The sequence below is a fragment of the Nocardioides humi genome, assembly GCF_006494775.1.
Classification (GTDB): domain Bacteria; phylum Actinomycetota; class Actinomycetes; order Propionibacteriales; family Nocardioidaceae; genus Nocardioides; species Nocardioides humi.
Genome location: NZ_CP041146.1, coordinates 255,194 through 269,035, shown reverse-complemented (window position 1 = coordinate 269,035; position 13,842 = coordinate 255,194). Strand labels below are relative to the sequence as shown.

Annotated in this window: 14 protein-coding genes; 13 read left to right on the top strand and 1 reads right to left on the bottom strand. The window is 73.0% G+C overall.

Annotated elements, in window-relative coordinates; translation table 11 throughout:
* The first annotated feature begins 25 nt into the window (after nucleotides 1-25).
* The 7 genes from FIV44_RS33780 to FIV44_RS01230 all read left to right on the top strand — a co-directional run bounded on the left by FIV44_RS33780 (nucleotide 26) and on the right by FIV44_RS01230 (nucleotide 7,843).
* Entirely contained in the window at nucleotides 26-541 is a 516-nt protein-coding gene (locus tag FIV44_RS33780; RefSeq protein WP_425465148.1) for a glutamate ligase domain-containing protein, read from the top strand.
* Nucleotides 538-1,608, top strand: coding sequence for a phospho-N-acetylmuramoyl-pentapeptide-transferase (gene mraY, locus FIV44_RS01255; RefSeq protein WP_141002920.1), 1,071 nt, complete (start codon nucleotides 538-540; stop codon nucleotides 1,606-1,608). Before FIV44_RS33780 ends, mraY begins: the two co-directional genes overlap by 4 nt.
* Nucleotides 1,608-3,083 (top strand): UDP-N-acetylmuramoyl-L-alanine--D-glutamate ligase, encoded by a 1,476-nt coding sequence (gene murD, locus FIV44_RS01250; protein ID WP_141002919.1) that lies wholly within the window; start codon nucleotides 1,608-1,610, stop codon nucleotides 3,081-3,083. The genes mraY and murD overlap by 1 nt, the downstream gene beginning before the upstream one ends.
* Nucleotides 2,990-4,363 (top strand): putative lipid II flippase FtsW, encoded by a 1,374-nt coding sequence (gene ftsW, locus FIV44_RS01245; protein ID WP_141002918.1) that lies wholly within the window; start codon nucleotides 2,990-2,992, stop codon nucleotides 4,361-4,363. Before murD ends, ftsW begins: the two co-directional genes overlap by 94 nt.
* Nucleotides 4,364-4,373: 10 nt before the next feature.
* A complete protein-coding gene (gene murG / locus FIV44_RS01240; protein ID WP_141002917.1) occupies nucleotides 4,374-5,480 on the top strand; it encodes an undecaprenyldiphospho-muramoylpentapeptide beta-N-acetylglucosaminyltransferase in 1,107 nt (368 codons plus the stop codon).
* A gap of 196 nt (nucleotides 5,481-5,676) precedes the next feature.
* On the top strand, nucleotides 5,677-7,092 hold the full coding sequence (gene murC, locus FIV44_RS01235) for a UDP-N-acetylmuramate--L-alanine ligase (protein WP_141002916.1): 1,416 nt from the start codon (nucleotides 5,677-5,679) through the stop codon (nucleotides 7,090-7,092).
* Nucleotides 7,079-7,843, top strand: a complete 765-nt coding sequence (locus tag FIV44_RS01230; protein ID WP_141002915.1) for a cell division protein FtsQ/DivIB — start codon at nucleotides 7,079-7,081, stop codon at nucleotides 7,841-7,843. Before murC ends, FIV44_RS01230 begins: the two co-directional genes overlap by 14 nt.
* Here FIV44_RS01230 and FIV44_RS01225 read toward each other — a convergent pair.
* Complete coding sequence (locus tag FIV44_RS01225) at nucleotides 7,804-8,757, bottom strand: phosphatase PAP2 family protein (protein ID WP_181410917.1); 954 nt, start codon at nucleotides 8,755-8,757, stop codon at nucleotides 7,804-7,806. The genes FIV44_RS01230 and FIV44_RS01225 overlap by 40 nt on opposite strands.
* Before the next feature lie 478 nt (nucleotides 8,758-9,235).
* Here FIV44_RS01225 and ftsZ point away from each other — a divergent pair, with 478 nt between their 5' ends.
* From ftsZ to FIV44_RS01195, 6 genes are all read left to right on the top strand, one after another.
* Nucleotides 9,236-10,459 carry a cell division protein FtsZ gene (gene ftsZ, locus FIV44_RS01220; RefSeq protein WP_141002913.1) on the top strand — a complete coding sequence of 408 codons (1,224 nt, stop codon included), beginning with the start codon at nucleotides 9,236-9,238 and terminating at the stop codon, nucleotides 10,457-10,459.
* Nucleotides 10,460-10,473: 14 nt separating this feature from the next.
* On the top strand, nucleotides 10,474-11,163 hold the full coding sequence (locus tag FIV44_RS01215) for a purine nucleoside phosphorylase YfiH/LACC1 family protein (RefSeq protein ID WP_141002912.1): 690 nt from the start codon (nucleotides 10,474-10,476) through the stop codon (nucleotides 11,161-11,163).
* Nucleotides 11,160-11,858, top strand: a complete 699-nt coding sequence (locus FIV44_RS01210) for a YggS family pyridoxal phosphate-dependent enzyme (protein WP_141002911.1) — start codon at nucleotides 11,160-11,162, stop codon at nucleotides 11,856-11,858. The genes FIV44_RS01215 and FIV44_RS01210 overlap by 4 nt, the downstream gene beginning before the upstream one ends.
* Before the next feature lie 61 nt (nucleotides 11,859-11,919).
* Nucleotides 11,920-12,417 (top strand): cell division protein SepF, encoded by a 498-nt coding sequence (locus FIV44_RS01205; protein WP_141002910.1) that lies wholly within the window; start codon nucleotides 11,920-11,922, stop codon nucleotides 12,415-12,417.
* Nucleotides 12,418-12,596: 179 nt separating this feature from the next.
* Nucleotides 12,597-12,890, top strand: coding sequence for a YggT family protein (locus FIV44_RS01200; RefSeq protein ID WP_141002909.1), 294 nt, complete (start codon nucleotides 12,597-12,599; stop codon nucleotides 12,888-12,890).
* 144 nt (nucleotides 12,891-13,034) lie between these two features.
* Nucleotides 13,035-13,802 carry a DivIVA domain-containing protein gene (locus FIV44_RS01195; RefSeq protein WP_141002908.1) on the top strand — a complete coding sequence of 256 codons (768 nt, stop codon included), beginning with the start codon at nucleotides 13,035-13,037 and terminating at the stop codon, nucleotides 13,800-13,802.
* Nucleotides 13,803-13,842: the final 40 nt, after the last annotated feature.

Here is a 13,842-nt window from a genome sequence, read left to right as displayed (position 1 = left end):
GCTCAACGCGGGGGCGGCGGCCGCGATGGCGGTCGGGGCCGGCTTCGACCTCGCCGCGGTCGCGGCCGCGCTCGGCGGCGCCGACGCGGCGTCCCGCTGGCGGATGGAGGTCGGCGAGCGCTCCGACGGGCTGCTCGTCGTCAACGACGCCTACAACGCCAATCCCGACTCGATGCGCGCGGCGCTGGAGGCGCTGGTCGCGATCGGTCGCGGCGACGGCGGCCGGCCGCGGCGTACCGTCGCCGTCCTGGGGCAGATGCTGGAGCTCGGGGACGAGCACGCCGCCGGCCACCGCGCGGTCGGCGCGGACGCCGCCCGGCTCGGCGTCGACGTCGTCGTGGTCGTGGGCGAGGCCGCCTCCGGCATCGCCGAGGGCGCCCGGACCGGGACCGGTGAGGTGATCGTCACGGCGGGGCGGGAGGAAGCCACGGCCTGGGTGCGGCAGAATGCCGGGGCGGAGGACGTCGTCCTCGTCAAGGCGTCGCGCGGCGCCGCCTTGGAAGTGGTGGCAGAGGCGATCCTGGAGGAGACGACGGCGTGAGAGCAATCCTGCTCGGCGGTGGCATCGCCCTCCTGATCTCGCTGCTCGGCACCCGGGTCGTCATCAACCTGTTCACCCAGTGGGGCTACGGGCAGGAGATCCGCGACGACGGCCCGACCAGCCACCACACCAAGCGCGGCACCCCCACCATGGGCGGCGTCGTGATCATCCTGGCGGCGGTCATCGGCTACTTCGCGGCCAAGCTGATCACGATGACGACGCCGAGCGCCTCGGCCCTGCTGCTGCTCTTCCTCTTCGTCGGGATGGGCCTGGTCGGCTTCCTCGACGACTTCATCAAGATCTCCAAGCAGCGCAGCCTGGGCCTGCGCAGCAAGGCCAAGATGGCCGGACAGACCGTGATCGCGCTGGTCTTCGGATGGCTGGCGCTCTCACCGATGCTCGAGGACGAGAACGGCCGCACCCCGGCCAGCGAGAAGGTCTCCTTCCTGCGCGAGCTCGACTGGTTCGTGCTGCCGATGGTCCTGGCGCTGGTGCTGATCTGGCTGTTCGTCGCCGGGTTCAGCAACGCCGTCAACCTGACCGACGGCCTCGACGGCCTGGCCGCCGGCGCGTCGGTGATGGTCTTCGGCGCCTACACGCTGGTGAACATCTGGCAGAGCAACCAGTTCTGCCAGGAGGAGCCCAGCGCCACCTGCTACAACGTGCGAGATCCGCTCGACCTCGCGATCATCGCCGCCGCCATCACCGGCGCGGCCTTCGGCTTCCTGTGGTGGAACGCCTCGCCCGCCCGGATCTTCATGGGCGACACCGGCTCGCTGGCCCTGGGCAGCGCCCTGGCCGGCTTCGCGATCCTGACCCGCACCGAGCTGCTCCTGGTGATCCTGGGCGGGCTGTTCGTCCTCGAGACCGTCTCGGTGATGCTGCAGGTCGGCTTCTTCAAGCTGACCAAGGGCAAGCGGATCTTCCGGATGGCGCCCATCCACCACCACTTCGAGATGCTCGGCTGGGAGCAGGTGACCGTGGTGATCCGGTTCTGGATCATCACCGGCCTGTTCGTCGCCACCGGACTCGGGATCTTCTACGCCGAGTGGGTGTCGAGGCTCTGATGGACGTCTCCACCCTCGGCCGCGCCGACTCCTGGGAGGGCGTGCGGGCCGTGGTCGCCGGCTTCGGCACCAGCGGCGCCGCCGCCGCCGACAACCTGCTCCACCTCGGCGCCTCGGTGCACGCCGTCGCCGAGTCGGCGAACCCGCGCATCCTCGAGCGCGCCGAGCTGCTCGAGGTGCTCGGCGCCCGCATCGACATCCACGAGGGGGCGACCGCCGCCCTGCCCGCGGAGGCCGACCTGCTCGTCGTCTCCCCGGGCTTCCGCCCCGACGCGCCCCTCATCGTCGGGGCCCGCGAGCGCGGGATCCCGGTCTGGGGCGAGGTCGAGCTCGCCTGGCGGCTGCGCGACCCCGCGAACCCCGCCCCCTGGCTGTGCGTCACCGGCACCAACGGCAAGACCACCACGGTCCAGATGCTCGACAGCATCCTGCGCGCCGCCGGCCTGCGCAGCGTGGCCGCCGGCAACGTCGGGCTGCCGCTGACCGAGGCCGTGATGGACCCCGAGCCGTACGACGTGATCGCGGTCGAGCTCTCCAGCTTCCAGCTGCACTACACCGACACCATGGCCGCCGAGAGCGCCGCCGTGCTCAACGTCGCCGAGGACCACCTCGACTGGTACGCCGGGCCGACGGGCATGGACGACTACGCCCGCGACAAGGGGCGGATCTACCAGGGCGTCGAGCGGGCCTGCGTCTACAACGTCGCGGACCCGGCCACCGAGCGGCTGGTCCGCGACGCCGAGGTCGTCGAGGGCGCCCGCGCGATCGGGTTCACCCTCGGCACCCCCGGCGTCGGGATGCTCGGCGTGGTCGACGACATCCTCGTCGACCGGGCCTTCATCGAGCAGCGCTCGACCAGCGCCGCCGAGCTGGGCACCCTCGACGACCTCGCCTCCACCGCGCCGCACTTCGTCGCCAACGCCCTCGCCGCGGCGGCGCTGGCGCGGGCGCACGGCGTCAGCCAGGCCGCCGTACGCGAGGGGCTGCGGTCCTTCCGCCCCGACGGGCACCGGATCGCCGTGGTCGCCGAGCACGACGGCCGCACCTGGGTCGACGACTCCAAGGCCACCAACCCCCACGCCGCGGCGTCCTCCCTGGCCGCCTTCGAGCCGGTCGTGTGGGTCGCCGGCGGGCTCGCCAAGGGCGCGGCCTTCGACGACCTGGTCCGGGCCGTCGGCCCGCGCCTGCGCGCCGCCGTCCTCATCGGCCGGGACCGCCGGGTGATCGCCGACGCGCTTTCGCGACACGCACCCGATGTGCCCGTGATCGAGGTCGCCACCCCCGAGACTGGAGCGGTCGGAGAGCTCGACCTGATGAGGCGCGTCGTCGCCGCCGCAGCCGAGGCCGCCCAGCCGGGCGACACCGTCCTGCTGGCGCCGGGATGCGCCTCGATGGACCAGTTCACCGACTACGCCGCACGGGGCGACGCCTTCGCCGCCGCGGTGCGGGAGCACACGGATCACGCCACGGGCTGAGCAGGAGCAAGGGGGGCGACATCACCACCGCCGATCCTGGGACGACCAGCCCCGCGAAGCTCCGCCTCGGCCTCCGCGCGCGGGTCACCGCCCGGCGCCCGGGCTGGCTCAGCGCGCTCAAGGACGCGCTCGACCGCCCGCTGACGACGTACTACCTGCTGCTGGGCGCGACCGCGCTGCTGCTCGTCATCGGCCTGATCATGGTGCTCAGCGCCTCCAGCGTGCGCGCCTACCGCGAGACCGGCGACTCCTACACGATCGTCCGGCGCCAGCTGATGTGGGTCGTGATCGGCGTGCCCTGCGCCTTCATCGCCTCGCGGGTGTCGGTGAAGTGGGTCCGCGGCCTGTCCTACCCGGCGTTCTCGATCTCCCTCGCGCTGCTCTTCGTGACCGCCTTCGTCGGCCGCGAGGTCAACGGCAACACCAACTGGCTGGTGCTCGGGCCGATCCAGATCCAGCCGTCCGAGATCGCCAAGCTCTCCCTGATCATCTGGGCCAGCCACATCTACGCCAACAAGGAGCGCCGGCTCGGCAGCCTCCACCAGATGCTGGTGCCGGTGGTGCCCGGCATGGTGCTGGCGACCGGGCTCGTCGTCATGGGCAAGGACCTCGGCACGGCGCTCATCTTCTTCGCCCTGCTCGTCGCCATGCTGTGGGTCGTCGGCGCGCCCGGGCGGCTGTTCGGCCTGGTGTTCGCAGCGGTGAGCGTCGCGGCGCTCGGCCTGGCCGCGACCTCGCCCACCCGGCTGGCCCGGATCGCCACCTTCGCCGATCCCTTCCAGGACTACCACGGCACCGGCTGGCAGCCCGCCCACGGCCTCTACGCCATGGCCAGCGGCGGCGTCCTCGGCGAGGGCATCGGCGCCAGCCAGCAGAAGTGGGGCCAGCTGCCCGAGGCCCACACCGACTTCATCTTCGCCGTGCTCGGCGAGGAGCTCGGCCTGGTCGGCACCCTGCTCGTGATCGGCCTCTTCCTCGTCCTCGCCTACGCCGGCATCCGGGTCGCCCGCGAGACCAAGCAGCCGTTCGTGCGCTACTGCACCTTCGGCATCGTGGTGTGGCTGCTCGGCCAGATGATCATCAACGTCGGCATGGTGCTCGCCCTGCTCCCCGTCATCGGCATCCCGCTGCCGCTGGTGTCGTACGGCGGCTCGAGCCTGCTCCCGACGCTGAGCGCCCTCGGCCTGGTCATCGGCTTCGCCCGCCGCGAGCCGGCCGCCGCCCGGGCCCTCGCCCAGCGCCGCCGGGCCCGCTCCGCCGGACTGAGCGCGCGCGGGTAGGTTCTCCCGCGTGAGGATTCTTCTGGCCGGAGGGGGGACGGCGGGGCACACCTCGCCGCTGCTCGCGACCGCCGACGCGCTGCGCCGACTCGACCCGGACGCCGAGATCACCTGCCTCGGCACCCCGCGCGGCCTGGAGAACAAGGTCGTGCCCGCGGCCGGCTACCCGCTGCGGCTGGTGCCGCCGGTACCGCTGCCGCGTCGGCCCGGCAAGGACCTCGCCCTCGTCCCGGCCCGGCTGCGGGGCGCGGTGAAGGCCGCGCTCGAGGTGGTCGACGAGATCCGCCCGGACGTCATCGTCGGCTACGGCGGCTACGTGTCGATGCCGGCGTACGTCGCCGCCCGCCGCCGGAGACTGCCGCTGGTCGTGCACGAGCAGAACGCCCTGCCCGGCATCGCCAACAAGGTCGGCGCCCGGATCGCCGGCCGGGTCGCGGTGAGCTTCCCCGACACCCCGCTGCGGAGGGCGGAGTACGTCGGCCTCCCGATCCGCCGGATGATCTCCACCCTCGACCGGCCGGCCCTGCGGGCCGAGGCCCGTGCCTACTTCGGGCTCGACCCGGACCTGCCGACCCTCGTCGTCACCGGCGGCTCGCAGGGCGCACGCCGGCTCAACCAGGCCGTCAGCGGCGCCGCGGCCGCGCTCGGCTCGGCCGGCGTCCAGGTCCTCCACGTCATCGGCCCCAACGGCGCGAGCGACCCGAGCTGGGCCGAGCCGGTCCCGACCGGCGTGCCCTATGTCGTGCTGCCCTTCGTGGAGCGGATGGACCTCGCCCTCGCCGCCGCCGACCTGATGGTCTGCCGCTCGGGCGCCTCCAGCGTGGTCGAGGCCGCCGCGACCGGCACGCCCGCGATCTTCGTGCCGCTGCCCATCGGCAACGGCGAGCAGGCTCTCAACGCCCGCCCCGTCGTCGACGCCGGGGGAGCGCTGCTCGTCGAGGACGCCGCCTTCACCGCCGACCGGGTCGCCGACACGGTGGCCGCGCTGGCCGGCGACCCGGACCGCCTGGCCCGGATGGGTGCCGCCGCCTCCGACCTGGTCCCGCGCGACGCCGACGACCGGCTCGCCCGGATCATCGCCGACGTCGCCGGGGCCGTGAGTGGTCACCTCCGTTGATTCGTCAAGGGTCTCCGCGCCCAGGGCACGCACCTCGCTGCGTTGGCGACGCTCGGAAGACGCCAGCGGAGCCCCGGGTTGTCGGGAAGTCGCTTCGCTCCTTCTCGACGACCCGGTATGCCTTCGCGCCGCCGCCTTGCGATGCACGCACCCTGAGCACGGATACCCCCGACGCACCAACGGAGGTGACCACTAGGTGAAGATCCCCGTCCCCGACGAGATCCTGCCCGCCGACCGGCTCGGTCACGTCCACCTCGTCGGCATCGGCGGCGCCGGCCTGTCCGCCATCGCCCGGCTGATGCACCAGGCCGGCGTGCCCGTCAGCGGCAGCGACGCCAGCGACTCCGCCGTCGTGCAGGCGCTGCGGGCGGAGGGCATCACGGTCCACGTCGGCCACGACGCCGCCCACCTCGCGGGCGTCGACACCGTCGTCGCCACGACCGCCGTGCGCGAGGACAACCCGGAGATCGTCGCCGCGCTCGACCGCGGGCTGCGACTGTGGCCGCGCTCGGCGGGCCTGCAGTCGGTGCTGCTGGGGCGGCGGGTCGTGGCGGTCGCCGGGACCCACGGGAAGACCACCACCACGGCGATGACGGTGGTGGCGCTGCAGGAGGCCGGTCTCGACCTGACCTTCGCGATCGGGGCCGAGGTCGAGAGCCTCGGCACCAACGCCCGGCTCGGCGGGGGCGAGGTCGCGGTCGTCGAGGCGGACGAGTCCGACGGCGCCTTCCTCGTCTACACGCCCGCGATCGGCGTGATCACGAACGTCGACGCCGACCATCTCGACCACTGGGGCACCGAGGAGGCCTACGAGGCCGCCTTCGCGGAGTTCGCCCGGCGGGCGCCGGTCACCCTCGCGGAGCGGGCGGACCTCGCCACGCGCACGGTCGGGTTCACCGGCGGCGCCCGGCTGCGCGGCCACGACCTGGCCATCGTGGACGGCCGCACCAGCTTCCGGGTCAGCGCCGACGGCGCGGACCTCGGCCGGGTCGAGCTCGCCGTGCCGGGCCGCCACTACGCCCAGGACGCCCTCCTGGCGCTGGCCGTCGGCCTGGAGCTGGGCGGCGACCCGGCCGCGCTGATCCGCGGGCTCGGCCGTCACCGCGGAGCCAAGCGCCGGATGGAGCTCGTCGGCCGGGCTGCCGGCGTCCGCGTCTACGACTCCTACGCCCACCACCCCAGCGAGATCCGCGGCGACCTCGAGGCCGCCCGCTCGCTCGTGGGGGAGGACGCCCGCCTGGTCGTCTGCTTCCAGCCCCACCTCGTCTCCCGCACCCGGATCTTCGGCGAGCAGATGGGCCGCGAGCTCGGTGCCGCCGACGAGGTCGTCGTGATGGACGTGTACGTCGCGCGCGAGGACCCCGATCCCGACGTGACCGGCGCGCTGGTCGCCGCCGCGGTGCCGCTGCCCGCGGAGCAGGTCCGGTTCCTGGCCGACCGGGGCGTCGTACTGGAGCAGGTGGCGGCGCTCGCGCGTCCCGGCGACCTCGTGCTCACCCTCGGCGCCGGCGACGTCACCACGCTCGCCCCCCGGCTCGTCGCCGCACTCGCGGAGGCGAAGCCGCGTGGGAGCGAAGCGACCGACCGCAGGCGGGGCGATGGCGAGGCCTAGGATCCGCGGCAAGGGGCGCGGGAGGAAGGGGCGCAGCCCGCAGGACCGGATGCGCAAGGCGTTCGCCCGCCGGCAGCGCGCCCGCCGCTGGCTGACCTGGCGCTACGTCCTCGCCGCCGTGCTGCTCGTCGGCGCCGTCGGCTTCGGCGTCTACGCCGTCTACTTCTCCGCGTGGCTGCGCGCCGACGGGGTCCAGGTGGTCGGCAACGCCCAGCTGTCCGAGAAGCAGGTGCTCGCCACCGCCGACGTCCCCCTCGGCGGCCCGCTCGCCACCGTCGACCTGCACGCGATCGAGCTCCGGCTGAAGGCCCTCGCCACGGTGAAGAGCGTCGACGTCTCCCGCACCTGGCCCCACGACGTCCGGATCGAGATCGTCGAGCGCACGCCCGTGGCCATCCTCGACCGCGGCGACCGCCTCACCAACCTCGACGCCTCCGGCGTCGCCTTCGGCACCCTCGACAAGGCCCCCGCCGGCCTCCCGCGGGTCAAGGTCGGACCCGGCGCCACCGGCGACGCGCTCGCCGAGGGCGCCGCCGTCGTCGTCGCGCTCGACCCCGGCGTCACCGAGCTGGTCGAGTACGTCGAGGTCCGCACTGTCGACGAGATCGACCTCCACCTCCGCGACGGCCGCCTGGTCCGCTGGGGGAGCGCCGAGCAGTCCGAGGACAAGGCCGCCGTCCTCCTCGAGCTGCTCAACGTCGAGGCCGAGATCTACGACGTCTCCGTGCCCGGCGCCCCCACCACGCGCTGATCGCGGTCGTCCCGCTGATCGCGGTCCTCCCGCCCGCCATGGCGCTCCCAGAGCGTCCAGCCCACCAGCACGATCGCGACGCAGAGGCCGCCGGCGATGATGTCGACGACGTAGTGCTCGGCGTAGTAGACGAGCATGAACGACATCGCGACCGGATACAGCGCGATCAGCCAGCGCCAGGGGCCTCGGAGCCGGCTGATCGCCCAGGCGGCCACCAGGATCGCGATGCCCGCGTGCAGCGACGGCATCGCCGCGACCTGGTTGCCGACCGCCGAGAAGCTCTGGTGGGCGCTGCCGCCCCCGCCCCGGCCGAACTCCCACCAGCCGCGGCCGGTGATCCGGGCGATGTCGCCGGTGAGGTAGCCGTCGCGTGAGGCCATCCACGGCGGCGCCATCGGGTAGACGATGTAGATGACCAGGGCGAGGAAGGTGAGCGACAGGTAGCGCCGCATGTACCGGATCCACTCCGGCCGGTCGCGCATCCACAGGAGCGCGGCGATCGACAGCGCGACGAAGAAGTGCGAGTAGTACACGGTGGTGAGCAGCACGTCGTACCAGGCCGGCGACGAGGCGCGGACGCACGGAGCGCCGCACAGGTGCGCCTGCAGCCACTCCGTGGGCAGCACGCCGCCGAAGAGCCAGCGGTCGGCGTCGATCGGCTCGGTGACGTGCACCGACGCGAACCCGAGATCGTCGGAGATCCCGCGGCTGTAGAGGTAGACGAGCAGCAGGGCGACGGGCAGCGACCAGTCGCGCAGGAACGCCAGGTGCTCGCGGAACGGCTTGCGCAGGTCCCACGCGACCGTGAGCAGCCACAGCCAGATGACGGCCACCCACGACTGCTTCGGCAGCCCGACCACGACGATGTACGCCGCCAGCGCCCCGACGTACACCAGGAGCCACAGGATGCGCACGGCACGCGGAGACAGCGTCCCCGTCCCACCCGCAGCCTCCGTCACTGGCACCTCCGCGGTGAAGGCTAGATGATTGATGCACGAGTCTCGCACGCTCCGCGACGCTCAGCATCCGCGCTCGCTGCGTTGCCGACGCTCGACGTGCGCCCAGCATGCCTTCGCGACGGCGCCTTGCGAGCGCGGCGCCGAGCGCCGCTCGCAGCACGATCCCCGTGCATCAATCATCTAGCCGACGGGGTCGCACCTCGCCCGTCGATATCCGCGATGCTGCGGCGTGTCTGCGCGATCGGCGCAGGCGGCGTACCTACTGTCGTTCACACGACGAGGTTGACATAACTATAACCCTCAGGCTGAGGGTAAGGGTTGTGGGGACACGCCGGACGGCCATCGGGGAAGGGTGGCCGACCCGATCAAGGACACAGACGACGACCGTCGGTCGACAACACAGATCAACCACCCATGGAGAGGTGACGCCGCCGTGGCAGCTGCACAGAACTACCTGGCCATCATCAAGGTCGTCGGCATCGGTGGTGGCGGCGTCAACGCCGTCAACCGGATGATCGAGGTCGGCCTCAAGGGCGTCGAGTTCATCGCCATCAACACCGACGCGCAGGCGCTGCTGATGAGCGACGCCGACGTCAAGCTCGACATCGGCCGCGAGCTCACCCGCGGCCTCGGCGCGGGCGCGAACCCCGACGTGGGCGGCAAGGCCGCCGAGGACCACGCGGAGGAGATCGAGGAGGTGCTCCGCGGCGCCGACATGGTCTTCGTGACCGCGGGCGAGGGCGGCGGCACCGGCACCGGCGGCGCTCCCGTCGTGGCCCGGATCGCCCGCTCGCTCGGCGCGCTGACCATCGGCGTCGTGACCCGGCCGTTCACCTTCGAGGGCGCGCGCCGCAAGAAGTCGGCCGACGAGGGCATCGAGCGGCTCCGCGAGGAGGTCGACACCCTCATCGTGATCCCCAACGACCGGCTGCTGCAGATCTCCGACCGCAACGTGTCGATGCTCGACGCGTTCAAGCAGGCCGACCAGGTGCTGCTCCAGGGCGTCTCCGGCATCACCGACCTGATCACCACCCCCGGCCTGATCAACGTCGACTTCGCCGACGTCAAGGCCGTGATGAGCAACGCCGGCTCCGCCCTCATGGGCATCGGCTCCGCCCGCGGCGAGGACCGGGCGCTCGCGGCCGCCGAGATGGCGATCAGCAGCCCGCTGCTCGAGGCCTCGATCGACGGCGCCCACGGCGTGCTGCTCTCCATCGCCGGCGGCTCCGACCTCGGCATCTTCGAGATCAACGAGGCCGCGGCGATGGTGGCCGACGCGGTGCACGCCGACGCCAACATCATCTTCGGCACCATCATCGACGACGCCCTCGGCGACGAGGTCCGGGTCACCGTCATCGCCGCCGGCTTCGACGGCGGCCTGCCCAAGCGCCGCGAGGACTCGGCCGTACGCCGCCCGCAGGCCCAGCAGTCCCCGCCGGCCCAGCAGGGCCGGTCCGCCGCCCCCGCGGCCCAGCAGCGGCGCGACGAGTCGTCGGCCGCGCCCGGTCGGGGCGCCCCGGCCCGCGAGCCCGCGCCCGCGTCCGAGCCGCAGTCCGACCCGCAGTCCGAGCCGCAGCCCGTGGGCGCCCGCAGCAAGCCGGCGCCGATGCAGTTCGACGACGGCGACGACCTGGACGTGCCCGACTTCCTCAAGTAGCGACGAAGGAACTGGTGTTCGCCTTCCGTGAGACCGCCGACCTCGACCCGGGCCCCGACCGTGGGGACCGGGTCGAGGTCGCGTTCACGGACGCCTCCCTGGACCTGCGCGAGGGCGACGGGCTCCCCGGCGCCCTCGCCGCGCTGACCGAGGCCGCCGGCGTCCCCTTCGCCCGCCTGAACCAGGTGCACGGCGCCGACGTCGTGGAGGTCGGCGGCCCGAGCGACGACCTGCCCACGGCCGACGGCCAGGTCACCGCCGCGGCCGGGGTCGGCCTGATGGTCCGGGTCGCCGACTGCGTCCCGGTCGTCCTCGCCGACCCCGCCGCCGGCGTCGTCGGGGTGGCCCACGCCGGGCGCCGCGGCGTCGAGCTCGACGTCGTCACCCGCACCGTGGAGCGGATGCGCGCCCTGGGCGCGAGCGGCGTCCGCGCCTGGGTCGGCCCCCACATCTGCGGCCGGTGCTACGAGGTTCCTGCCACGATGCGCGCAGAGGTCGCCGCACGCGTGCCCGCGACGTACGCCGAGACCGGCTGGGGCACCCCCGCCCTCGACCTCGGCGCCGGCGTGGCGGCCCAGCTCGCCGCGGCGGGCGTCCCGGTCACCGAGTTCGCCGGGTGCACGCGTGAGGACGAGAGCCTCCACTCCCACCGCCGCGACGGCGCGCGGTCCGGCCGGTTCGCAGGGCTGGTGTGGCGGTCATGAGCCGTGCCGACGAGCTGCGCGCGAGCCTGGCCGCCGTCCGTGAGCGGATCGCCCGCGCCGCCGCCGACGCCGGTCGCTCCGCCGACGACGTCGCCCTGGTCGTGGTCACGAAGTTCTTCCCGGCCTCCGACGTCCGGCTGCTCGCCGGCCTCGGCGTCACCGACGTGGGGGAGAACCGGCACCAGGAGGCGGAGGCCAAGGCCGCCGACTGCGCCGACCTCGGCCTGCGCTGGCACTTCATCGGCGGTCTGCAGTCCAACAAGGCCGCCGCCGTGGCCCGGTACGCCGACGTGGTCGAGTCCGTCGACCGCGCGGCGCTCGTCCCGCGGCTCGCCCGGGGCGCCGCCGACGCCGGCCGGGTGGTCGACGTACTGCTCCAGGTCAGCCTCGACCCACCCGGGCGCGACCACCGGTTCGGCGCCGACCCCGCGACCCTCCCGGCGCTGGCCGACGAGGTCGCCCGCACTCCCGAGCTGCGGCTGCGCGGACTGATGGCCGTCGCCCCCCTCGACGACGACCCCGCCCTCGCCTTCTCCCGGCTCGCCGGGATCCGCGCGGACTTCCTCTCCCGGCACCCCGACGCGACCGTCCTGTCGGCCGGGATGAGCGGCGACCTGGAGGCGGCGATCACCGTCGGCGCGACACACGTTCGTGTCGGCTCCGCGGTCCTCGGATCGAGGCCCGAGGTCAAGTAATGTCCACAACACCACCAGACGTTCCCGGGACCCGGGGACGCGGATCACGGAGGCAACAGTCATGAGCGGTGCGATGCGCAGGATCGGTGAGTACCTCGGCCTGCTGGAGGACACCGGCTATGACGAGTACGACGACGAGACCACCGAGCCGGCCTCCGCGCGCGAGTCGCGCGACTCCCGGCAGGCCCGGCCCGTCCGCGCCGTACCGTCCGGCACCGTCGCCGACCTCGAGGAGCGCCGTCGTCCCGTCGCCGCCGCCCCCCAGCCGGTCGTCGCCGAGCTCTCCCGGATCACCACCCTGCACCCGGCGACGTACAACGACGCGCGCTCGATCGGCGAGGAGTACCGCGAGGGCACCCCGGTGATCATGAACCTCAGCGAGATGGACAACGCCGACGCCAAGCGCCTGGTCGACTTCGCGGTCGGCCTCGTCTTCGGGACCCGGGGCAGCCTCGAGCGCGTCACCAACAAGGTGTTCCTGCTCTCGCCGCCCAATGTCACCGTCGCGGCCGAGGACAAGCAGGCCATCGCCGCCGACGGCTTCTTCAACCAATCGTGATGGGCCGAGCGTGTCGGAGACCGGGCTCGCCGCACGGTCCTCGCTGCGCTCGGACCGCGGGCGTCGCCCGCTGCGGCTTCGCCGCCGTCCGCCACGCTGCCGGCCGCGCGGTCGAGGCTCGCTGAGCGCAAGGCGGTCTGGCGGCCGGACGTGCGCGGCGGCCAGATAGGTTTGACCTCGTGACGATCGTCGGCTGGATCATCGAGGGCGTGCTGTTCGCCTTCATCGCGTTCCTGTGGGTGCGCTTCATCACCGACTGGGTGCAGGTGTTCGCTCGTGCCTGGGAGCCCCGTGGTCCGGTGCTCGTCTTCCTGGAGCTCGCCTACACCGTCACGGACCCGCCGATCAACGGCCTGCGCAAGGTGATCAAGCCGATCCGGATCGGGAACTTCGCCCTGGACATCAGCTTCATCCTGGTCCTGATCCTCGCCTACGTGCTGTTGTCGGTGAACCGGTCCACCCTGCTGCTGTGATACTGCTGTGACGCCAGTGGTCACGACGACGCTGGTCCGGACCCAGTGTCACGCGCGGGGCGCGGATGCCGCCTTCGCCCGCGCAGGCGCTATGGTTCGTGAAGACATACTGTCGATGTTTCTTCCGCATAGATTGGTGAGGTCATGCCCCTGACGCCTGAGGACGTGAGCAACAAGCGCTTTACGCCGGTTCGGCTGCGCGAGGGCTACGACATGGGCGAGGTCGACCAGTTCCTGGACGAGGTCGAGGCCGAGCTGGCCCGGCTGACCCAGGAGAACGACGATCTCCGCGCGAAGCTCGCGGCCGCGCAGTCCGGGTCGTCGGCGACGTTCGACGCGCCGACCCAGCTGGCGCCCGTGCCCGAGATCGTGCCCGAGCCCCCGGCTCCGGTCGAGGTCCCCGCCCCGGTGGTCGAGCCCGTCGCCGCGGCTCCCGCTGTCAGCGGCGGCGTCGAGACCATCCGGGTCGAGACCGTTCCCGAGGCGTCCAACGCCGCGGCCCGTCTCCTCGAGATCGCCACCCGCAACGCCGACGAGCTCGTCGAGGACGCCAAGAACGAGGCCGACAAGATCGTCGGCGAGGCCCGGACCAAGTCCGACCGCCTCGCGTCCGAGGCCAAGGTCAAGGCCGACCGCCTCGAGTCCGACGCCCGGACCCGTGCCGAGATGCTCGACGCCGAGACCGCCGAGCGTCGCACCCAGCTCTTCGGCGACCTCGAGAAGGAGCGCGACAAGCTCTCCGCCGAGGTCGAGACGCTGCGCTCCTTCGAGCGCGAGTACCGCTCGCGCCTCAAGAGCTACTTCACCCAGCAGCTCGAGTCGCTGCAGACGCCGGGCGACACCCTGGCGCCCGTCGAGGAGACGCCGGCCCCCAAGCGGCTGCGCTCCATCCTCGGCGAGGAAGAGGGCTGAGCCACCCGGCTCGACCTCCCACCGCTCCGTCCGACCGGCC